This is a genomic window from Bradyrhizobium sp. Mp27, assembly GCF_029953005.1.
GTDB lineage: Bacteria > Pseudomonadota > Alphaproteobacteria > Rhizobiales > Xanthobacteraceae > Bradyrhizobium > Bradyrhizobium barranii.
In genome coordinates this window covers 52,131-71,943 of the sequence record NZ_JASAUS010000013.1, presented here as the reverse complement: position 1 = coordinate 71,943, position 19,813 = coordinate 52,131, and the positions used below count along the sequence as shown (strand labels likewise).

At 65.4% G+C, this 19,813-nt stretch carries 20 protein-coding genes; 9 read left to right on the top strand and 11 right to left on the bottom strand.

Annotated elements, in window-relative coordinates; translation table 11 throughout:
- The first annotated feature begins 112 nt into the window (after positions 1-112).
- Positions 113-1,468: an esterase-like activity of phytase family protein gene (locus tag QJT78_RS10860; protein WP_028151055.1), complete on the top strand. Its 1,356-nt coding sequence runs from the start codon at positions 113-115 to the stop codon at positions 1,466-1,468.
- Between the two features lie 130 nt (positions 1,469-1,598).
- Here QJT78_RS10860 and QJT78_RS10855 read toward each other — a convergent pair whose 3' ends face one another.
- From QJT78_RS10855 to QJT78_RS10830, 6 genes are all read right to left on the bottom strand, one after another.
- Positions 1,599-2,426, bottom strand: coding sequence for an energy transducer TonB (locus tag QJT78_RS10855; protein ID WP_028151056.1), 828 nt, complete (start codon positions 2,424-2,426; stop codon positions 1,599-1,601).
- The gene (gene exbD, locus QJT78_RS10850) at positions 2,426-2,872 is read right to left on the bottom strand and encodes a TonB system transport protein ExbD (protein ID WP_028151057.1); all 447 of its coding nucleotides are present in this window, start codon (positions 2,870-2,872) and stop codon (positions 2,426-2,428) included. Before exbD ends, QJT78_RS10855 begins: the two co-directional genes overlap by 1 nt.
- A 3-nt stretch (positions 2,873-2,875) precedes the next feature.
- A complete protein-coding gene (exbB, locus tag QJT78_RS10845) occupies positions 2,876-3,652 on the bottom strand; it encodes a tonB-system energizer ExbB (protein WP_038943935.1) in 777 nt (258 codons plus the stop codon).
- A 27-nt stretch (positions 3,653-3,679) separates the two neighbouring features.
- Positions 3,680-4,195: a heme utilization cystosolic carrier protein HutX gene (gene hutX, locus QJT78_RS10840; RefSeq protein WP_028151059.1), complete on the bottom strand. Its 516-nt coding sequence runs from the start codon at positions 4,193-4,195 to the stop codon at positions 3,680-3,682.
- A 31-nt stretch (positions 4,196-4,226) separates the two neighbouring features.
- Entirely contained in the window at positions 4,227-4,562 is a 336-nt protein-coding gene (locus QJT78_RS10835) for an antibiotic biosynthesis monooxygenase (protein ID WP_028151060.1), read from the bottom strand.
- Between the two features lie 136 nt (positions 4,563-4,698).
- The gene (locus QJT78_RS10830) at positions 4,699-7,095 is read right to left on the bottom strand and encodes a TonB-dependent hemoglobin/transferrin/lactoferrin family receptor (RefSeq protein WP_038953345.1); all 2,397 of its coding nucleotides are present in this window, start codon (positions 7,093-7,095) and stop codon (positions 4,699-4,701) included.
- A 249-nt stretch (positions 7,096-7,344) separates the two neighbouring features.
- On the opposite strand from QJT78_RS10830, the gene QJT78_RS10825 reads away from it, so the two are divergent.
- Genes QJT78_RS10825 through QJT78_RS10810 form a run of 4 tightly spaced genes read left to right on the top strand, consistent with a single transcriptional unit; the run spans position 7,345 to position 10,411 of the window.
- Entirely contained in the window at positions 7,345-7,551 is a 207-nt protein-coding gene (locus QJT78_RS10825; RefSeq protein ID WP_028151061.1) for a hemin uptake protein HemP, read from the top strand.
- 6 nt (positions 7,552-7,557) lie between these two features.
- Positions 7,558-8,508, top strand: a complete 951-nt coding sequence (locus QJT78_RS10820) for a hemin ABC transporter substrate-binding protein (RefSeq protein ID WP_028151062.1) — start codon at positions 7,558-7,560, stop codon at positions 8,506-8,508.
- On the top strand, positions 8,505-9,599 hold the full coding sequence (locus tag QJT78_RS10815; RefSeq protein ID WP_038943147.1) for an iron ABC transporter permease: 1,095 nt from the start codon (positions 8,505-8,507) through the stop codon (positions 9,597-9,599). The genes QJT78_RS10820 and QJT78_RS10815 overlap by 4 nt, the downstream gene beginning before the upstream one ends.
- On the top strand, positions 9,596-10,411 hold the full coding sequence (locus QJT78_RS10810) for a heme ABC transporter ATP-binding protein (protein ID WP_038943148.1): 816 nt from the start codon (positions 9,596-9,598) through the stop codon (positions 10,409-10,411). The genes QJT78_RS10815 and QJT78_RS10810 overlap by 4 nt, the downstream gene beginning before the upstream one ends.
- A 74-nt stretch (positions 10,412-10,485) precedes the next feature.
- Here the strand turns inward: QJT78_RS10810 and QJT78_RS10805 are convergent, their stop codons facing one another.
- Both QJT78_RS10805 and QJT78_RS10800 read right to left on the bottom strand, forming a co-directional pair.
- Entirely contained in the window at positions 10,486-12,162 is a 1,677-nt protein-coding gene (locus tag QJT78_RS10805) for a mucoidy inhibitor MuiA family protein (protein WP_028151065.1), read from the bottom strand.
- 184 nt (positions 12,163-12,346) lie between these two features.
- Positions 12,347-12,967 (bottom strand): response regulator, encoded by a 621-nt coding sequence (locus QJT78_RS10800; protein WP_028151066.1) that lies wholly within the window; start codon positions 12,965-12,967, stop codon positions 12,347-12,349.
- A 202-nt stretch (positions 12,968-13,169) separates the two neighbouring features.
- Between QJT78_RS10800 and QJT78_RS10795 the strand changes: the two genes are divergently transcribed.
- Complete coding sequence (locus QJT78_RS10795; protein WP_028151067.1) at positions 13,170-14,207, top strand: AraC family transcriptional regulator; 1,038 nt, start codon at positions 13,170-13,172, stop codon at positions 14,205-14,207.
- A 2-nt stretch (positions 14,208-14,209) separates the two neighbouring features.
- Here QJT78_RS10795 and QJT78_RS10790 read toward each other — a convergent pair whose 3' ends face one another.
- Positions 14,210-15,421, bottom strand: coding sequence for an NnrS family protein (locus QJT78_RS10790; protein ID WP_028151068.1), 1,212 nt, complete (start codon positions 15,419-15,421; stop codon positions 14,210-14,212).
- Between the two features lie 141 nt (positions 15,422-15,562).
- Between QJT78_RS10790 and QJT78_RS10785 the strand changes: the two genes are divergently transcribed.
- Positions 15,563-16,273: a Crp/Fnr family transcriptional regulator gene (locus tag QJT78_RS10785; protein WP_038943151.1), complete on the top strand. Its 711-nt coding sequence runs from the start codon at positions 15,563-15,565 to the stop codon at positions 16,271-16,273.
- 87 nt (positions 16,274-16,360) lie between these two features.
- On the opposite strand, the gene QJT78_RS10780 is transcribed toward QJT78_RS10785, so the two are convergent.
- Entirely contained in the window at positions 16,361-16,558 is a 198-nt protein-coding gene (locus QJT78_RS10780; protein WP_014492467.1) for a DUF1858 domain-containing protein, read from the bottom strand.
- 183 nt (positions 16,559-16,741) lie between these two features.
- Positions 16,742-18,094, bottom strand: coding sequence for an oxygen-independent coproporphyrinogen III oxidase (gene hemN, locus QJT78_RS10775; RefSeq protein ID WP_028154539.1), 1,353 nt, complete (start codon positions 18,092-18,094; stop codon positions 16,742-16,744).
- A gap of 159 nt (positions 18,095-18,253) precedes the next feature.
- On the opposite strand from hemN, the gene QJT78_RS10770 reads away from it, so the two are divergent.
- Entirely contained in the window at positions 18,254-18,460 is a 207-nt protein-coding gene (locus QJT78_RS10770) for a hypothetical protein (protein ID WP_028154538.1), read from the top strand.
- Between the two features lie 238 nt (positions 18,461-18,698).
- Complete coding sequence (nirK, locus tag QJT78_RS10765) at positions 18,699-19,796, top strand: copper-containing nitrite reductase (protein ID WP_038943152.1); 1,098 nt, start codon at positions 18,699-18,701, stop codon at positions 19,794-19,796.
- The last annotated feature ends 17 nt before the right edge of the window (positions 19,797-19,813 follow it).

Sequence of the window (19,813 nt, the reverse complement as noted above, 5' to 3'; positions counted from 1 at the left end):
CCCTCTCCCCGTTCTTACGGGGAGAGGCGAAGAGGCTGCGGCGTTTCGCCCGGTTTCACAAAACTGCAACATGCGATCCGCATAAGGCGTCGTCCGCTAACAGGAGACGCACATGCGCGCGACTTTTCTTGCCTCCGTCGCAACGATCATTCTCACCGCGAGCACAGCGCTTGCACAGAACGAGGGTGAATTTCCGGCGAAGCTCGCCGGCCACGTGGTGATGCCGGCCGCGACCTTCATCGACGTGCCGGCCGACGCGCCTGCCGATCTCAAGACCTCGGGCAAATACACCACCGGCAAGCGCATCGACGCGCTCGGCACCGTGATGGGCAAGTCCTATGAGCGTGCGACCAGCGTGTCGCTGCCGTTCAAGGGCCAGCCGCTGCAGGGGCATTCCGGCATCAAGCACATGCCCGACGGCAGCTACTGGGTCATCACCGACAACGGCATGGGCGCGCGCGCCAACTCGCCGGATTCGATGCTGTACCTGAACCGCTACAAGATGGATTGGGCGAGCGGCAAGATCGAACGCCAGGAAACCATCTTCCTGCACGATCCCGACAAGAAGGTGCCGTTCCGCATCGTGCATGAGGATACGCAGAAGCGCTATCTCACCGGCTCCGATTTCGACACCGAGGGCTTCCAGATCATCGGCGACACCTTCTGGATCGGCGACGAGTTCGGCCCCTATATCCTGAAGGCCGACAAATCAGGCAAGATCCTCGGCGTGTTCGAGACGGTTGCCGACGGCAAGCCGGTGCGCTCGCCGGACAACTGGGCCGTGGCGACGCCGGGCGCGCCGGGGGCGACCTACACCAACGTCAACCTCCGCCGCTCCAAGGGCTATGAGGGCTTTGCCTCGTCCAAGGACGGCAAGTTCCTCTACGGCCTGCTCGAGGGCCCGCTGTGGGACGCCGACAAGAAGGACTGGGAGAAGGTCGACGGCAAGGAAGCCTCCCGCATCCTCGAATTCGACGTCGCCGCCGAAAAATTCACCGGCCGCTACTGGCAATATGTGTTCGAGCAGAACGGCAACGCCATCGGCGACTTCAACATGATCGATCAGGCCTCCGGCCTCATCATCGAGCGCGACAACGGCGAAGGCACGGCCGACAAGGCCTGCCCGCAAGGCACCCGCGGCGAGAACTGCTTCCCTGACATCGCCAAGTTCAAGCGCGTCTACAAGATCGAGCTGACCGACGCCAATGTCGGCAAGCCCGTGCGCAAGATCGGCTATATCGATCTGATGAAGATCCAGGACCCCGACAAGAAGGCCCGCAAGCCGCTCAATGACGGCGTCTACACTTTCCCGTTCTTCACCATCGAGAACGTCGATCGCGTCGACGAGACCCACATCATCGTCGGCAACGACAACAACCTGCCGTTCTCGTCCAGCCGCGATCCCAACAAGGCCGACGACGACGAGTTCATGCTGCTCGAGGTCGCGGATTTCCTGAAGGCGAAGTAAGCCGACGCTCTCTCAACACGGTCATCGCCCGGCGTCGACCGGGCGATCCAGCACGCCGCGGCGCCGGTGATTGAGCGCGCGGCCCCGGCGTACTGGATGCCCCGCTTTCGCGGGGCATGACAGCGGAGGGCTACCGCACGATAAAGTCCACCGGAACGGTAAAGCTCATCGAGCTGTTCTTGATCTCCGCCGGGATCGGCGGGAACGGCGAGGCCTGGTGGATCATCGACGTGGCCTTGGCATCGAACGCGGCAACGCCAGACGAAGCGATGCGGCTGGACGTGACCTGGCCGTTACGGCCGATTGTGAAACTCACCCGGACCAGCCCGCGCTGGCCGTTGCCGCCGGACGGATAGGAGTGAAGGCGCATCAGGTGCGCACGGACGCGCTGATTGTAACTCGCAACCAGCGATGCGACCGCGCCGGCGCTCATGGCGGACGCTGCAGGTGCCTCCCGCTCGGCGCGCGGTGGCGCGCTGGTGCGAGGCGCGGGGCGCGCCTCCGACGGCTTCTTTGCCTCCGGACGAACTACTTTCGGCTTTTCGGGCGCCGGCTTTTCCTGCGGCACGATTTTCGCGGGCTCCGGCTTGGCCGGTGTCGGCTCGAGCTTCTGCTCCGGCGGCGCCACCACGTCGGGCTTCTCCTGTGGCGGTGTCGGCGCGATGGTCTCCTCGACCGCCTGCCGCTGCATCGGCTCCGGCGGTGAGGCATCGGCCTCCTTCATCACCGGCCCCGGCACAACGTCGTCCGGCGTCGCCTGAGGCGCCGACGTGATCGGAGCCATATCGACCATGATCGCCGGCAGGGTGACGCCCTGCTCCGGCTGCGACCTGAGCCAGCTCATCGCAAGCACCGCGGCGGCAACATGCAAGGCCACGATCACCGCACCCGATACACCCCAGCGCGCGGTTTCGCGTTCGCCAAGCGGCTCGTGCAGGGCAAAGGCGTTCGCGGCCATCAGCTGCGTCCGTCGAGGCCGACCAGCGCGACCTTGAGGTAGCCGGCATTGCGCAGGGTATTCATGACCTCCATCAGGTCGCCGTAGCTCACGGCCTTGTCGGCACGCAGATAAATGCGCTCGTCCTTGCGGCCTTGAGTGGCGACGGCGAGCGCAGCGGCGAGACCGTCGCGTGCCATCGTGTCTTCGCCGACGGCCACCGTGAGATCCGGCTTCACCGTGACAAAGGTCGGCTTGTCCGGCCGCGGCGCCGGCTCGGCGGCGGTCGCAGGCAATTCGACGCCGATGTCGACGGTGGCGAGCGGGGCGGCCACCATGAAGATGATCAGCAGCACCAGCATCACGTCGATGAACGGCGTGACGTTGATCTCATGGGTGACATCGAGATCGCCGGGGTCGCCGCGCCTCAGCGGCAATCCCCCGCGTGCGCCGAGCTTCGCAGCCATGGCCTACTCCGCCGCCCGCGCCAGGCGGAACTCTCTGTTGTCGCGCTGCCGGCTGACCAGCAGCATGAGCTGCGCCGAGGCGTCCCCGAGCAGCGCGCGGTAATTGGCGATGCCGCGGACGAGTTGATTGTAGATCACGACCGCCGGAATAGCCGCGACGAGTCCGAGCGCGGTCGCAAGCAGCGCCTCGGCGATGCCGGGCGCGACCACCGCAAGGCTCGTGGTGTGGCTCTCGGAGATGCCGATGAAGGAGTTCATGATGCCCCAGACCGTGCCGAACAGGCCGACGAACGGCGCGGTAGCGCCGATGGTCGCGAGCACGCCGGTGCCGCGCGCGATCTGCCTGGACATCGCCGCCTCTACGCGCTCAAGCCGCAGCGCGACGCGCTCCTGGAGGCCGTCATCGACAATGCCGCCGGAGAGCTCCGCCTCCTTCGCGCAGGACTGGATGAGCTGGGCGACCGCATCATGCGCGTCGCCGGTCCGCTCCGCCGCCTCCGCCAGCTTCATCCTGCCCTCGAGCGCGCGCGTCCGCTCTACGGCGAGCTTGCTCTTGCGGCTCAGCTCGATGGTCTTGGCGAGCCACACCGTCCACGTCACCAGCGAGGCGACGGCGAGCCCCACCATCACCACCTTCACGACGATGTCGGCACCGAGGAACATGCCCCAGGGCGACAGATTGCGCGGCAACAGCGCTTCGTCGATGGCGAAGGCCGGGGCCGGCGCAAGCACCAGCCCAATTGTTAGGATCACATGCCGAAGCCCAAAATTGCTCTGCATCCTGATCTCCCGACAGACAGAAGGAAATTATGCCACGCCCTGCGCCGCGATCCGGTCCGCCAGCTGCCGGAATCGCACGAGCTGGTCCGCCCGCAGCGCCCGGGTCTCGTCGCGGCCGACGAAGACCTTGAACATGATGCCGCCGTCGGCATTGACGAAGGCAATGAAGGCCGAGGTCTTGCCCATGAAGGGACGCTCGACGAAAGCCAAGGCCGCGCAGCGTTCGTGGCGGAGATGGCCGTGCAATCCCTTCGGCTGCATCAGGTTGAAATAGCCGCGGCCGACCTCGCCCGCCGGGACCGCGCCCGTGAACTCGAAGATCGCGTCATCCGTGTGCACGATGAGCGTGACCTCGCCCCACGCGGCGATGTCCTGCATGGCGGCGGCGAAATGCTCGCCGCTCCCAACGCGCACCATCGACGACGGCAGCGCCTCGATCACCGCGCGCGGAGTGACCTTGCGCTCGCGCGCAACGTCCTCGATCACCGCACCGGGATTGTCGGCCATATACGCCTTGAGATCGGCGAGATCGGTGCTCAGCATGTCCGGCTCCCTTTCGTGATCAGCCGCGATCTCAAGCGGCCGCGTTCGTCTTGCGCTCGGTCATGATGACCTCGAACCCTTCGAACTTGGGATGGCCGAGATAGAGGCTTTCGCCGGTCTTGTTGTCGGCGCGCGCGTGAGCGCGACGGAATTCGTCCGACCGCGTCCAGGCCTCGAACGCCGCCTTGTCGACCCAGACCGTGTGCGAGGAATACAGCGTGTGGTCCTCGAGCAGCGGCCCCTTGAGCAGGTGGAATTCGACGAAGCCGGCCATGCTGCCGAGATAGGATTCGCGGGTGCGCCAGACGGTCTCGAAAGCAGCTTCCGAGCCGAGCTTCACCTGGAAACGATTCATGGCGATGAACATAAGATTTTTCTCCTGTCAGTCTTGTTGATCGGCGAATGCCGAGCGGATGTTTCAGAACGTGCCGAAGCCACGCTGGGACGTCAGCGTGGCTCTGGCGGTCAATACGGCGTCCCGTGTGGGGTCGTCGGCGTACTCCTTAGATGCCGCCGAAGTGGTACTTCAGGCCTCCCTTGACCACGAGCCCGGGGCCGGCGCTCGCCCATTTCACGTCGTTTTGCGTATCGCCCGTGCTGCCGACCGGAATGGCGTAGGGCCGGTAGTACTGGTTGAGAAGATTTTCGACCGAGAAGTTGAGCGTGAGATCGGGCCGCGGCTGATACTGGGCGTAGAGGTTGACGAGATCGTACGACGTCGCCGGCGTATAGGTCGGCGGGATGTCGGTGTTCGCGATCACCGACGTCCACATCACCGAGAGGATCAGGGTCCGGTCCAGCAACCGCACGCCGGCGGTCGTCGTGACCTTCTGCGGCGGAACGCTGTACAGGCCAAATCCCGTCTGGAGGTTCTTGCCGTTCTGGTAAGAGCCGGAGAGGCCGAAGAACCAGGTGTTCGCGTCGTACATCGCCTCGGCCTCGACACCCTGGATGCGGGCGGACGCGACGTTCTGATATTGCAGGAACGGAAGCACGGTGATGGAGGGCGCCGGCGGCGGGCCGGTGGGGACCACCAGCGGATTTCCATAGGCGACCTGATCGATGAAGTCGGAGATGTCGTTGCGGAACACGTTGATCTTGCCGCGCAGCGTATCGCCCGCCGTGAACAGATCGTTCTTCTTGATGTTGAAGCCGATCTCCTTGTTCTTGCCGACCTCGGGCCGCAGGTTCGGATTCGGGACGAAGCAGAAGGTCGAATCCGCGCCCGGACCCGGCGTGCCCGACGGACAGCGGAAGAACGAGTCGTTGATCGTCGCGCCCGAATGCGGACCGCTGACCAGCGTTTCCGTAATCGACGGCGCGCGATAACCTTCGGCGTAGCTGACATAGGGCGTCACGACCGCCGTGGGAACGAGCCCTACGGTGATCTTCGGCGACAAACGGTCGCCGCCGGACGACGAGGATGCCGAGGAGAGCTGATAATTGTCGTAGCGGAGCGCGCCGATCACCTCGAGCATCGAGGTATAGTTCGCCTTCCACTGCACGAAACCGCCGGAGACCGTACGCTGACCGCCGGGCGTCGTCACCTCCGACGTGCCGGTCCTGTCCTGCGTCGACACCTTGTCCTGGAACGCGTCCAGTCCGTAGGTCACCGCATGACGCCAGCTGCCGGTATCGAAGCGCGTGGTGTTGTACACGTCGACGCCGACCGTATCGAGCAGATATCCACGGTTGCTGCCGATACAGCCGGACACGGCATTGCCGGGCACGCCGCCGCAGAAGACCGACGGCGTCGTGCTGGTATGCGCGGTCTTGACCTGGTCGTTCTCGGTTCGATTCCAGTAGACCTTCGCATCCCAGTCGAACCACTGGTCATCCGGCTGCGAATATTTCCAACCGAGCGTCGTGGTGTAGTTCTTGACGTCGGACCTGTAGATCGACGTGCCGCTCAGGTTGTTGGCGCCGTTCGCATTGGTCGAGTTGGGATCGCCGGCACGGCGTGGCGGCTGGCCCACGCTGTAGATGTCCTCCTGGAAGATGGTGCCGAGCTTGATCTCGTGCCCGTCGGCCGGGCGCACCGTCAGCTTGGCGATGCCGCTGGTGAGCCGGTTGCCGGTGTTGGCGACCTCGAAGCCGGTGCCGTCTTTGTAGCTCTCCTGCGTCGAATAGGTGCCGCCCGCGAACACATCCACATTCGGATTGACGTGAACACCGCCGAAGGCCGAACCGAGCGCGCGTCCGTAATTGCTGCCAAGGATGGTCTTGACGTCGACGCCCCAGCGCTCGCCGGCACGCACGACGTCCTCGATATCCTTGGTGCGGAACGACGCCACGCCGCCGATCGCACCGGAGCCGTAGATGTTGGCGGTCGGACCACGGACGATGTCGATGCCGCTGATCAGCTCGGGGTTGAGGAAGAACGAGCCGTTGGCGAAATGGCCCGTGCGCTGATAATTCTGCCGCGCACCGTCGACGACGACGGCGACGCGGCCGAAATCCTGCAAGCCGCGGATATTGATCGAGGTTGACGGCTCGTCGCCGCGGTTCTGAACCCATACGCCCGGCACATTATAGATGAGATCGCCGACCGTGCTGGCCTGGCGACTTTGGATCTGCGACGACGTCACGACGCTGACCGGTGCGAGCGCATCGACCGCGCGCTCTTCGGTCTTGGAGGCGGCAGCCGTGATGGTGTCGAGCGCCTGAACACCGACGATCGCCTGCGCGCGTGCATCCCACACGCTGGTGCTGGCCTGCTGCGGCTGAACAGCTTGCGGCTTGGCCGGATTGCGCTTGGCCTGCTTGGGCTTCGCCGGCTTGGATGGTTGCGCGGTTTGATCCGCGGTCTGCGCAAAGCTGCTCACCGGCGACACCGCCGCAATTGAAACCACCGACGCGCCCAAAATCAGCGCGCGCGAATACCTAGCCCCGTCAGCCATACACCCAACCCAATCATGATATGTCTTGTTTGGCTGGCGTGCGCTCGCGCGGCGAGCGACTGGCTGGCTATTCTCTGGTGCAGGCCCCCCGGCCCGCATTGTTCCATTTGGTTACGTGGCAACACCCTGACGGTCAATGTCATCAAGTTGCAGTTTATATCGATTGTAAATTGCCGCCGTTGGAATGCGCCTGATGCCGCTTATACAAACAAGACGCATCTGAAATTTCGAAAGCGCATCACACCTACCATGTCAGCAACGTCCGGAGACAATAGCGGCGATGCGGCAGGGCCGACACAAAGCCCTTCTGCAACAACGAGAAGTTTGACCGTACGCGGGAGCCGGATCGACAGCCGCGAGCTGTTTGCGGCGGAGCGCGAGATCATCATCGCGCATGGCGAGGACGCCTATCGCCTTCGCCTGACCTCGCAAAACAAGCTGATCCTGACGAAGTAACTTGCAATGACATTTTGTCGCACCCTCGCAAACCTCCTGCTCACCGGCACCATCGCGCTCGCCTCGACCGCGCACGCGGCCGGTATCACGGTGCATGATGCGCGCAATCGCGATGTCGCCGTTGCCGACTTCGCCCGCACGGTCTCGATCGGCGGCGCCATTACCGAGATCCTCTATGCGCTCGGGCTGGAGGGCCGCCTGGTCGGCGTCGACACCACGAGCCTCTATCCGGCGGCGGCGCTGCACGACAAACCCAATGTCGGCTACATGCGCCAGATTTCAGCCGAGGGCGTGCTCGGCCTCAATCCGACCCTGATCCTGGCGATCCAGGGATCGGGCCCGCGCGAGACCATGGACCTGCTGGAGACGGCGAAGGTGCCGCTGGTGCTGGTGCCCGAGACCTTCTCCGAGGAAGGCCTGATCGAGAAGATCAAGCTGGTCGGCCATGCCATGGGCGTCGATGCCCGCGCTGAATGCCTGGCGACCGCGGTCAGCGCCGATCTTGCGCAGCTGCGCGCACTGCGTGCCAAGGTCACGAAGCCGGTCCGCGTGATGTTCGTGATGTCGCTCCTGAACGGACGGGCGATGGTCGCCGGTCATAAGACCGCCGCCGACGAGATCATCCAGCTCGCGGGCGCCACCAACGCGGTCGAGGATTACGACGGCTACAAGAACATCGGCGACGAGGCAATCGTCGCGGCAAAACCCGACGTCGTGCTGTCGATCGAGCGCGGCAAGGATTCACTGCAGGCCGACGCGGTCTACACCCATCCCGGCTTCGCCTTGACGCCGGTCGCGGCCAACAAGAGCTTTATCACGATGGACGGCCTCTATCTGCTCGGCTTCGGACCGCGCACAGCCGCGGCGGCGCGTGATCTCTCCGTCAAGCTCTATCCGGCTTTGGCCGAGGGCGGCGCATTCACGTCGGCTCTGTCGGCGGCGAACTGCCGGCAATGAGCGTGGCGATCGGGACGGATTCGCGGACCCCGCGGCGCGCGGGCGCAGGACGGCGATTTACGTCGATTGCCATTCCCCTCCTCCTGGTGATCCTCGCCGCCACCGCCATCGTCGCGCTGACCGTGGGCGCAGCCGGCATTCCCCTCTCTCGCTTGCCCGCCGCACTCGGTCTTGCAGGCAACACCACCGCCGATGCCATGACGGCGCGCGACCAGCTCGTGTTGTGGTCGATCCGGATTCCCCGGATCGTGGCAACCGCGATGGTCGGCGGCCTGCTCGCCGCAGCCGGCGCCATCATGCAAGGATTGTTTCGCAACCCGCTCGCCGATCCCGCGCTGGTCGGCGTCTCCAGCGGCGGCGCGCTGGCGGCCGCAAGCGCGATCGTCTTCACCGACTCACGCTTCGGCGAGACGCTGCGCTTCCTGCAGACCGAGCTGTTGCCGCTCGCGGCCTTTGCGGGATCACTGGTCACGACCGCGATCCTTTACGGCATCTCCAGCCGCGCCGGGCGGACCTCGATCGCGATCTTCCTGCTCGCCGGCGTCGCCATCACCGCCATCACCAATGCCGGCATCGGGCTTCTGGTGTTCATCGCCGACGACCGCCAGCTTCGCGACATTACCTTCTGGCTGCTGGGCTCGATGAGCGGCGCGACCTGGACCAAGGCCGCCGTGCTCGCGCCGATCCTCATCATCGGGCTCGGCGCCTGCGCGTATATTGCCCGCGGCCTCGACCTGCTGGTGCTCGGCGAGGCCGACGCGTTTCACGGCGGCGTCGACGTCGAGCGCCTCAAGCGGATCTCGATCGTCATGGTCTCCGCCATGACGGGGGTCGCGGTGTCGATCAGTGGCGTCATCGGCTTCGTCGGCATCGTCGTGCCGCATCTACTCCGTCTCGTCATCGGGCCGGCACACCGCCTGCTGCTGCCGGCCTCGGTGCTGCTCGGCGCCATCCTGATGGTCGGCGCCGACACGCTGGCGCGCACCATCGTGGCGCCTGCGGAGATGCCGATCGGCATCTTGACCGCGGCGGTCGGCGCGCCGGTCTTCCTCGGCATCCTGCTGCGGCAGCGCGGGCTTGCCTCGCTATGAGCGCCGTGATCGAGGCGCGACGCTTAAGCAAGCGCGCCGGCCGCGCCACGCTGCTCGATGGGGTCGGTCTGTCGGTTGAAGCAGGCGAGATGGTCGCGATCATCGGCCCGAACGGCGCCGGCAAGTCGACGCTGCTGCGGCTGCTCTCCGGCGATCTCCGCCCGAGCGAGGGCGAGGTGCAGCTGAAGCAGCGCGACATCAGCAGCTATACGCCGCGCGGGCTTGCCGCGCGCCGCGCGATGCTGTCCCAGCACATCAACGTCACCTTCCCCTTCACAGTCGAGGAGATCGTGCTGATGGGCGCGGGCGACCGCAGCCTGCGCGATGCCGTGCCACTCGTCGACGCCGCGCTCGACGAGGTCGGCCTCGCGCATTTCCGCGAACGGCAATTGCCGACGCTATCGGGCGGCGAGCAGCAGCGCACCCATTTCGCCCGCGTGCTGGTGCAGCTCGCCTGCGGCGAGGCCGAGCATGGGCCGGGGCTCCTGCTGCTGGACGAGCCGACATCGAGCCTCGATCTGCGTCACCAGATCGACCTCGTCGAAGCCGCGCGCCGCCGCGCCGCAGGCGGCACGGCCGTGATCGCAATCCTGCACGACCTCAACCTCGCGATCCGCTTCGCCGACCGGCTGATCGTCCTGAACGGCGGCAGGCTCGCCGCCGACGGCCCGCGCAGCAAAATCGTCACGCGCGAGACCATTCGCGACATCTTCGAGATCGACGCCGTCGTTCATCAGGCCGACGACGGCGTGCCCTACGTGCTGCCGCAATCGATGCGGGCGGCGGCGCGAGCCGAACTGCCGCCGCGGTGAAGATGCACTACCTCTCCCCGCTTGCGGGGAGAGGTAAGGAAGATGGCGCCGTGCCTCGGCTCAGATCGGGCGCATTAGCCCGCCGGCACGATCACCATGCCCTTGTCCTTGGGCCAGCGGACGCGCCAGGCGAACTTGATCTCCTTGATCTCGCCGGGTTTTGCGTCGAACGCCCATTCCAGCACGCCACGCTTGTCGCGCAGATTGGTGGTCGTGGGCGGCGTGGTCGAGGACAGCATCTCGACGCCAATATCCTCGTTCTCGCTGACCGGAAGCTGATCCTCGATCGCGATGCGGATCGGGAAGTCGTGCCCGTTGCGGACGACGGTGCGGAACGAACGCGTGTCGGTCTTGGAGGACGAGATCACGCCGGCCGTGCCTTCGTTCTGCCTGATGACGGTGCGCTCGATCTTGATCTTGTCGTCGGCGCCGAAGCCGAGCCGGATCGCATCGTTCCGCGCGGCGGTCGAAAATTTGCTGCGACCGACGAACGTGCCGTCGCGGAAGATAGCGACCTTACCGGGCAGCAGATTGGTATCCTCGGCAAGCTTGAATGACGCCTCGAGGTAAGCGGTGGGATCCGCGACCGGGGCGGCGCGGATGGCGAGGTCGGGCGTCACGGTCATGGAGGAGATGAGCAGGCTCTTGGCGCCCTCATTGGCACCGAGGCTGACGCGGCCGCTGATCTGATACACGGCCTGGAAATCGCCGATCTCGGCGTTGGCCTGCTGCTCGTGCGCGCGCTCACGCAGCTCGGGCTCCGCCGCTTTCGCCATCGCCGGAGATTGCGCCTGCCGCGTCATCGGCTGCGCGGGCACCGCCATGTCCGACGCCGTGCCCATTGCCAGCGGCTTCGGCAGTTGCGGATACCTCACAACCAGCGAATTCAGCTCCGGCGCGCTGCCGCCGCGGCTGACGCGAACGGTGGAAACACCGAGGCTGACGTTCGACCAGTCTTCGCCGGTCGACTGTGTCACCTCGGCGCGGCGAACCAGCTCGAGCTGCGGCTTGCGGTCCTTGGCACCGGTGTCGAGCCGGGCGTCATACAGCGGCAGCCAACGCGCATTGCGGACTGCATAAGTCACCCGCAACGTCGCCTTCGTCGCGGCGGCGGAGGCGACATCGATGCGAACCTCAAGCTTGCTCGGCGGCTTGGCCGAACGCTCCGCTTCAAGTTGCGCGAGCTGCCGATCGATCTCGCGCTGCTTTCGCGTGGCGTCGCGGATCGCGGTGTCAGCGGTCGCGATCTCCTCGGCGACCGCGGTAAAGGCTGCGCGCCATTCGGTGATCGGCCGAGCCTCGCCCTTCTCGCCAAGGCCGGCGGGAGAAGCCTCCGCAAAGTGCTGCGCGAATTTGCGCCGGGCGTTGGCCGCGTCGATATCGCCTTGCAGATCGGCGCGCTGATCCTTCAACGCCTCGATGCGCTTATCGAGCTCGGGCAGATTCGCGGGTTGTGCCGCGCGCGGCGGCCGCGCGTCGATGGTCCCGATGGTCAGTTTTGCGCCCGCCTCGCCCTCGACACGCAGGGAGGACGGATCGAGCGAGAGCGGAAAGTCCTTGGCGACCAGCGTGCTGTCGCCGGAAGCGAGGTCCAACGCGATGACACGGGTGACGGTGGCGCCATCCGGATAGACGGTGACGGTGTCGATGGCCGATGTGGCGTCCACATCGGCGGCCCATGATGGCGACGCCGTCGCCATGGTCACCAGAACCAGGCTCGTCGTTGCCAAACATCTTGCGGTGATGCGCATAAAGTCCCTCCTGCCGTATCGCCGCGCCGCCAGCCGGACGCGTGCGATCAAATGCCTCGCCAACATGGTTGGACGCGGCAGGGAAGAAACTGGTTCGATTGGGGTTTCTGGGGGCGCCGCCGCGGCCGCACCAAGGCCGCGGAACGTGTCGTCGACTCGCGGCGAAGCCGTTAAACTTAGGTCCTTAAACCGGGGTGGGCGAACCCTGGCCGAAGATGCGGCGGAGCAGATCGGTCACGTTGCGGGCGCCGGCCTTCTTCAGGATGCCTGCGCGGTAGCCTTCGACCGTGCGCGCACTCAGATGTATGCGCCGGGCGATCTCCTTGTTGGTCAGGCCGGCAGCAAGGTGCTCGAGCACATCGACTTCGCGCCCGGTCAGGGGCTCGCAGCCGGGCAGCCAGCGTTGCCGGTTTGAACCCGGCTGCGCGAACTCGTCGATGGCAGCATCGATCCGGTCGACGATGTCGCGGGTGCGGAACGGCTTCTCGATAAAGTCGGCCGCGCCGCTCTTGATCGCGTCGACCGCCATGGCGATGTTGCCGTTCGCCGAGGTCACCAGAACCGGCGCCATGCAGTTCTCCTCGCGCAGGCGCTTGAGCACGTCGAGGGCGGAACGATCCGGCGGCATCTCCAGCAGCACGCAGGCCGGCATCCGCGCCTTTGCTTCCGAGAGCAGCGATGCGCCGTCGGCAAAGCAGATCACGTCATAAGCGCTCTGTTGAAGCGCCATTGAAAGTTGTTCGCGGGAGGCCGCGTCAGTTTCAATGACGAATACCTCACCCTTGGAAAGCATGTTTCCCGGCATCATCCCGATCCAGCAATGTCTTGGTCAAATGGCCCGAGACGGCAGCGGGGCATCGTCGCGCCGCGTCGTCATACGCACGGCATTCACGCCCGTGCTTCGGTTTCCCTTATGTATGTTCCATCCTGTTCCCGGATTTGACGGATCGGGACAGAAACTTTACATTTCGGGACATCCGCGGGAATGGCTGACAGGAACGGGTCGCATGACCGACCTCATGCGCAGCGCAGGCTTGAGCTACTACCCGGATGTCGCCCGGTCGGTCGGACTCGACCCCAAACAGATGATGCGCAAGGTCAGGCTGCCGCTGGCCGTGCTCGACAAGCCCGATACCCCCATTGCCGTGACCAGCCTGCGCCGGCTGCTCGAATTGTCGGCAGAGGCGTCGGGTGCCGAAGATTTCGGCTTGCGGCTCGCCGAGCGCGGCGGGCTGACTAATTTCGGCGCGGTCGGCCTGATCGTGCGTGAACAGGCGACCGTCAGTGAGGCCATCGAAGCGTTCTCGCGCTTCATCCACGTTCATCACGACGGCATGAAGCTTGAGGTCACGCGCGACAAGCAGATCGTGACGGTCACACTGCATCTGCGCGGCCGGCAGCCGACCGCGCCGCGCCAGTCGATCGACATGGCGCTCGGCAGCGTCCACCGCATCATCCAGTCGCTGTTCAGCAGCGACTGGCGGCCGCTCGAGGTGCATCTGCATTATCCGCCGCCACACGACCGCAAGCGCTACCGCGACTTCTTCGGTTGCCGCGTCACCTTCAATGCCGATGACGATGCGATCCTGTTGTCGGCGCATGACATGGAGCGGCGGATCCCGAGCGCGCATCCGCTGATCGCGAGCTATCTGCGCAAGCGGATCGAGGCGATCGAGACGCGGCCGGCAAGCTGGGAGGAGAAGGTCGACGAGGTGGTACGCATCCTGCTCGCAAGCGGCGACTGCACGGTCGAGCGCGTGGCCGAGCATCTCGCCTGCACCCGTCGCACCATCCATCGGCACCTCGCCGCATCAGGCACCAGCTTCTCGGCGATCCTCGACGCGCAGCGCGCCGATCTCGTGACCCAGCTGATCGACGACCCCGGCCGGCCGCTGGCCGATATCGCCACCCAGCTCGGCTTCTCCGCGCAGAGCGCGATGGCGCGCTGGTTCCGCGGCCGCTTCGGCTGCACCATCACCGCATGGCGCAAAGGCGTGCGGCCGTTGGCCAACCCCGCCGGCGTTCCCTCGGCGTCCGCGGCCTAGGCTCAGCGTGCCGGGGCTGGCACGCCCATGATGGCAAGGGCGCGCCGGGGGCTGCCGCCGAGCAGCGGGCCGAACGCAATCGCAAAGCCGAGGAACGCGACGACCCAGCCGCAGGCGGCGATGTGCAGCAGAATATCGCCATGCGCAGGCAACACCACGGCAGCGACCCGCGCCAGCGCCGCGACGATGATCGCAGCGTAAATCCCCTGCGTCGCGGGCGAGGCCGTCAACGCCTGTCCGGTATGCCCGAGGCTCGCGCGCGTCATCACCGCAAGCGTCATAGTTCCGGCCGCGCCCGCCATCCAGGCATGAATGCCCGCGCTCGGCGGCAGCGCGCCGAAGACAGCCAAGGCATGCAGCAGGAAACCCAGCGGCACGAAGACATAACCGACATGGAGGATCAGCAGCAACCGCTCGCGCGTGGTGCGATCGCCGGCCCAGCGTGCAAGCCGGACCAGATGCAGCATGCCGACCAGTGCCATCACCGCGCCGGTGACCGCGTTCAGCGGCGCCACGATCCATGCGATCAGCGCGAGCGCGCTCAATCCGATCACCGCGCCGTCAAAACGCCCGAACGGCACCGGCAGGCGGCCGGGATTGAACTTGACCAGCCAGTTGCGGGTGAAGCTCGGGATGATGCGGCCGCCGATCAGCGAGATCAGCAGCACGACCACGCCGATGCCGACGCGGATGCTGACATCGGCTGCGCCTTCAAAGTGCGCTTCGAGATGGAAGGCGACGTTACCGACGAGCAGCACCAGCACGAGCACCACCACCGGCAGATTGCGCCAATTGCCGCCCGCGATGATTTCGCGCGTGGCCGCGGCAACGACCAATGCCAGGAAGGCGGCATCGACGACGAGTGCGAACGCCCAACCGATATCGGCGGACAGGGTCACTGCAAAACGTCCGGCCAGCCACACCACCAGCAGCGCGCCCAGCGACGTCCCCTGGATCGGCAGCCGCCCGGTCCAGTTCGGGATCGCCGTGAACAGGAATCCCGTGATCACCGCCGGCAGGAAGCCATAGAGCATTTCGTGGACGTGCCAGTCGCGCGGCGCGAAGGCCGAACTGACCGACAATTCGCCGTAGAACATCGGCAGCCATGCCAGGATAGAAAGCCCCGCCTGGATCGCGGCGAGCAGAAAAAACGGCCGAAAGCTGTTCGCAAACAGCGGCCAGCCCTCAAAGTTACGGGATCGGGCGCCAGCCATGGGGGCAACTCCTGTGAATTCGGACTGTCACTTGGATCGTCATTTGGAAAAATACTGCCGTCCGGCCGGCCCGTTTTGCGCTATCGCAAACTGCCTGACGAATACAGGTGCCATCACACTCCCTGATGCCAAGGAGGCAGAATGGCCAAGGTCGACACATCGCTGGTTGCGCATTTGCCGCTGTTTTCCGGCGTCAAGCCGGAGGACCTCGAGGAAATCCTGCGCGAGGCCCGCTCGGCGCGGTACCCCAGGAACACCGCCATTTTCGAACAGGGCGCCGACGCGCAATCGTTCTTCCTGCTGCTGCACGGCCACGTCCGCGCGGCCAAGACCACCCCGACCGGCGAGCAGATCGTGGTGCGCTATGTCGCCCCCGGCGAGACCTTCGGGCTCGCGATGGCGATCGGAGCCGCGCACTATCCAGCGACCGCGATGGCGGTCGACGACAGCGTGGTGCTGATCTGGCCGAATTCGGCCTGGCCGCGGCTGATCGAGCGGTTTCCGGCGATTGCCGTCAACACGCTGCAAACCGTCGGCGCGCGGCTGCAGGAGAGCCACACCCGCATCCTGGAAATGTCGACCCAGCAGGTCGAGCAGCGCGTCGCGCATGCGCTGCTGCGGCTCGCAAAACAGTCCGGCAAGAAGCTCGACCACGGCATCGAGATCGACTTCCCGATCAGCCGGCAGGACATCGCGCAGATGACGGGCACCACGCTACACACCGTCAGCCGCATCCTCAGCGGCTGGGAGAGCCAGGGCCTCGTCGAGAGCGGCCGCCAGCGCATCATCCTGCGCGATCCGCACAAGATCGTCGTGCTGGCGGAGCGTAACCCGGACGGCAATTCTGCGTAAGATAGGGGTGAGGGCGCTTCCGCTTACGGCGCAAGCCCGCCCTCACCCCGGGAATCCGCACGCGACCCGTGCGAACTCCAACCCGCCTCACGCCGGCACGCATTCGCACAGCGCAGCGAGGAATTTGTCGCGATCGATGCCATGCTCGCGGCAGGCGTCTTCCACGGTGTGGAAGGTCGCGATCGGACAGCCGACGCAAGCCATCCTGAAGGCGAGGAACACGCGGATCGTGTGCGGTGCCGCACGCATGATGTCATCGACCAGATCGTCGGATCGGAAAGGCATGGACAACTCCGTTCCGAAGTGACGATAGCGGAGGGGGTCCGAGCTTCTTTGTTGAAGCGCAAGCTGCCCCGTCATTCCGGGGCGCGCGAAGCGCGAGCCCGGAATCCATCGGGCAGCAGACCAAGAGGTGAAATGGATTCCGGGCTCGCGCCAAGGGGCGCGCCCCGGAATGACGGATAGAGATTACACCGCCCTGCTGTGCAATTGTTTGCCCGGATCCAGATGCGCGTCGAACGCCGCTGCAACACTGCGGACCAGGAAGCGCGAGTCGCTTGCGACGGCGAGACGGTCGCCGTCGAGCCTGACGATGCCGTCCGAGATCAACGGCTTCAGGCGCGCGGCCGATTGCAGCATCGCTTCGGGTTCCGCACCATGGCGCGCACAGATGTCGCCGAGATCGGCGCTGAACTCGCACATGATGCGCTCGATGATATCGGCGCGCAGCCGGTCGTCGTCGGTGAGCCCGTAGCCCTTCGCGGTGGCGAGGCGGCCGGCGGCGACGCTCTGCGCGTAGGCGCCGATCTGCACCTGGTTCTGCACATAGCCCTGCGGCAGATGCCCGATCGCGCTCGCGCCGAAACCGAGCAGGACTTCGCCCTTGTCGGTGGTATAGCCCTGGAAATTGCGCCGCAGCGTCCGCTCCTCGAAGGCCACGGCCATGGCGTCGTCGGGGCGCGCGAAATGGTCGAGCCCGATCTGGACGTAGCCGGCCTCCTTCAGTGCATTGGCGATCGCGCAGGCCTGGTCATGACGCGCGAGGCCGTCGGGCAGCACGGCCTCGTTGATCATGCGCTGGTGCTTCTTGAAGTCAGGCACGTGCGCATAGCCGAACACCGAGAAGCGGTCGGGCCCGAGCTCGAGGCTGCGCCGAACGGTGTCCAGGCAGGACGCGACGGTCTGGTGCGGCAGCCCATAGATGAGGTCGAAGTTGATCCCGTTGATGCCGGCGCAATGCAGCCTATCGACGACGGAAGCCGTCTGCTCATAGCTCTGCACGCGATTGATCGCACGCTGCACGACCGGATCGAAACTCTGCACACCCAGGCTCGCGCGGTTGACGCCGGAGAGCCGCATGGCCTCCACCATCTCTGATGTCAGCGTGCGCGGGTCGATCTCGACCGCGATCTCGGCCGAGGGCAGCACGAAGAACGAATGGCGCATCGCCGCCATCAACTCGGCAAAAGCCTCCGGCGCCATGATGGTCGGCGTGCCGCCACCGAAATGGATGTGCTCGACCTTGATGCGGCGACCGATGGTCTCAGACACCTGCGCGATCTCGCTGCGCAGCGTCCGCTGATAGGCTGCAATGAGCCCGTCGCGGCGAACGATCTGGGTATGGCAGCCGCAATACCAGCACATCTCGCGGCAGAACGGCACGTGCAGGTAGAGTGACGCGCTGGCGCCTGCCGGGAGCCCGGCGAGCCATTCGGCATAAGTATCCGGGCCGACCGCCGGCGAGAAATGCGGTGCGGTCGGATAGCTCGTGTAGCGCGGCAATCTCTCTTCGCCGTAGCTCGCTGCGAGATCGGTCCTCATGTCTTACCCATTCGTAAATCGATGCCGCGCGGTGGCGCGGCAAATCCCGGATGGCATTGGATGACCCGTTTTCGGGCGGACCACCTTGCGCTCGCTCAAAGTCCGGGCGCCGGATCGGAGCCATGGTGGCGTCCAATCATGACTCACTGGAGATAGGCCATGGCGTCGCTCGCGCTCGATCTCGTTCTCTGGCTCACCGGCGTTCGCGGTCATATCCCGCGCTTCGACGATTTTCGTCCTGCCCCCGCGGCACCCTCCGTCGGCGCAGGTTATCTCGTGCGGGTGCTGGCGATCACCGCCGCCATCTTTGCCGCGCTGTCGCTCGCGCTATGGGGCACGGTCTGGATTGCGATCCAGCTTCTCTGATCGACTAACCATAGATTCACAATCGAGCGCAGCTGAACATGCGAACGATTTGCCGCTGGCGCGACGGATGTCACGCGACGCAGCGTGCTTCGCACGGCCGATACGCGCTTCGGCAAACCTCCTAAGGATTTTACCGGAGGCGAATTCGGCAAAAGCTTGTCGCAGCGCAAACACTCTTGCCGTAACAGGCGCAGACTGCATCCGTCATCAAAACCCTTTCAGATGAAGGATGCTTCCGATGTTCACCCGCAGAGCCGCATTGATCAGCGCCGCCGCGACCGCCCTGATGCTCGCGACACCCACGTTCGCCGCCGGCGATCTCAAGCTGCCGCGGCAGAAGGTCGAGCTGGTCGCCCCGCCCTTCGTGCACGCGCACGAGCAGGCCACGACACAGGGGCCCAAGATCGTCGAGTTCAAGCTCAACATCGAGGAGAAGAAGGTCGTCATCGACGACAAGGGCACCACGTTCCAGGCCATGACCTTCAACGGCTCGATGCCGGGCCCGCTGATGGTCGTGCATGAGGGCGACTATGTCGAGGTGACGCTGGTCAATCCCGCGACCAACACCATGCCGCACAACATCGACTTCCACTCCGCGACCGGCGCGCTCGGCGGTGCCGAGCTCACGCTGGTCAATCCCGGCGAGCAGGTCGTGCTGCGCTGGAAGGCAACGCGGACCGGCGTGTTCGTCTATCACTGCGCTCCGGGCGGCCCGATGATCCCCTGGCATGTCGTCTCCAGCATGAACGGCGCGGTGATGGTGCTGCCGCGCGACGGACTGAACGACGGCAAGGGCCATGCGCTGAAATACGACAAGGTCTACTATGTCGGCGAACAGGACATGTATGTACCGCGCGACGAGAAGGGCAAGTTCAAGTCCTATGATTCGCCGGGCGAAGCCTTCACCGAGACCGAAGAGGTGATGAAGAAGCTGATTCCCACGCATGTGGTGTTCAACGGCAAGGTCGGCGCGCTCACCGGCAAGAACGCGCTGACGGCCAAGGTCGGCGAGAACGTGCTGATCGTGCATTCGCAGGCCAATCGCGACAGCCGTCCGCATCTGATCGGCGGCCATGGCGATTATGTCTGGGAGACCGGCAAATTCTCCAACGCGCCTGAGACGGGCCTCGAGACCTGGTTCATCCGCGGCGGCTCGGCGGGCGCCGCGCTGTACAAGTTCCTGCAGCCCGGCATCTACGCCTATGTCACGCATAATCTGATCGAGGCCGCCGACCTCGGCGCCACCGCGCACTTCAAGGTCGAAGGCAAGTGGAACGACGATCTGATGACCCAGGTGAAGGCGCCCGCGGAGAAACCGGCTCCCAACACCAACTAGACGCGACAGGGGGCCGG

Excerpts from the sequence above, each read along its gene's own strand:
- QJT78_RS10860 (WP_028151055.1), top strand. The coding sequence starts at position 113 with ATGCGCGCGACTTTTCTTGCCTCCGTCGCAACGATCATTCTCACCGCG.
- QJT78_RS10855 (WP_028151056.1), bottom strand. The coding sequence starts at position 2,426 with ATGGCCGCGAACGCCTTTGCCCTGCACGAGCCGCTTGGCGAACGCGAA.
- exbD (WP_028151057.1), bottom strand. The coding sequence starts at position 2,872 with ATGGCTGCGAAGCTCGGCGCACGCGGGGGATTGCCGCTGAGGCGCGGC.
- exbB (WP_038943935.1), bottom strand. The coding sequence starts at position 3,652 with ATGCAGAGCAATTTTGGGCTTCGGCATGTGATCCTAACAATTGGGCTG.
- hutX (WP_028151059.1), bottom strand. The coding sequence starts at position 4,195 with ATGCTGAGCACCGATCTCGCCGATCTCAAGGCGTATATGGCCGACAAT.
- QJT78_RS10835 (WP_028151060.1), bottom strand. The coding sequence starts at position 4,562 with ATGTTCATCGCCATGAATCGTTTCCAGGTGAAGCTCGGCTCGGAAGCT.
- QJT78_RS10830 (WP_038953345.1), bottom strand. The coding sequence starts at position 7,095 with ATGGCTGACGGGGCTAGGTATTCGCGCGCGCTGATTTTGGGCGCGTCG.
- QJT78_RS10825 (WP_028151061.1), top strand. The coding sequence starts at position 7,345 with ATGTCAGCAACGTCCGGAGACAATAGCGGCGATGCGGCAGGGCCGACA.
- QJT78_RS10820 (WP_028151062.1), top strand. The coding sequence starts at position 7,558 with ATGACATTTTGTCGCACCCTCGCAAACCTCCTGCTCACCGGCACCATC.
- QJT78_RS10815 (WP_038943147.1), top strand. The coding sequence starts at position 8,505 with ATGAGCGTGGCGATCGGGACGGATTCGCGGACCCCGCGGCGCGCGGGC.
- QJT78_RS10810 (WP_038943148.1), top strand. The coding sequence starts at position 9,596 with ATGAGCGCCGTGATCGAGGCGCGACGCTTAAGCAAGCGCGCCGGCCGC.
- QJT78_RS10805 (WP_028151065.1), bottom strand. The coding sequence starts at position 12,162 with ATGCGCATCACCGCAAGATGTTTGGCAACGACGAGCCTGGTTCTGGTG.
- QJT78_RS10800 (WP_028151066.1), bottom strand. The coding sequence starts at position 12,967 with ATGCCGGGAAACATGCTTTCCAAGGGTGAGGTATTCGTCATTGAAACT.
- QJT78_RS10795 (WP_028151067.1), top strand. The coding sequence starts at position 13,170 with ATGACCGACCTCATGCGCAGCGCAGGCTTGAGCTACTACCCGGATGTC.
- QJT78_RS10790 (WP_028151068.1), bottom strand. The coding sequence starts at position 15,421 with ATGGCTGGCGCCCGATCCCGTAACTTTGAGGGCTGGCCGCTGTTTGCG.
- QJT78_RS10785 (WP_038943151.1), top strand. The coding sequence starts at position 15,563 with ATGGCCAAGGTCGACACATCGCTGGTTGCGCATTTGCCGCTGTTTTCC.
- QJT78_RS10780 (WP_014492467.1), bottom strand. The coding sequence starts at position 16,558 with ATGCCTTTCCGATCCGACGATCTGGTCGATGACATCATGCGTGCGGCA.
- hemN (WP_028154539.1), bottom strand. The coding sequence starts at position 18,094 with ATGAGGACCGATCTCGCAGCGAGCTACGGCGAAGAGAGATTGCCGCGC.
- QJT78_RS10770 (WP_028154538.1), top strand. The coding sequence starts at position 18,254 with ATGGCGTCGCTCGCGCTCGATCTCGTTCTCTGGCTCACCGGCGTTCGC.
- nirK (WP_038943152.1), top strand. The coding sequence starts at position 18,699 with ATGTTCACCCGCAGAGCCGCATTGATCAGCGCCGCCGCGACCGCCCTG.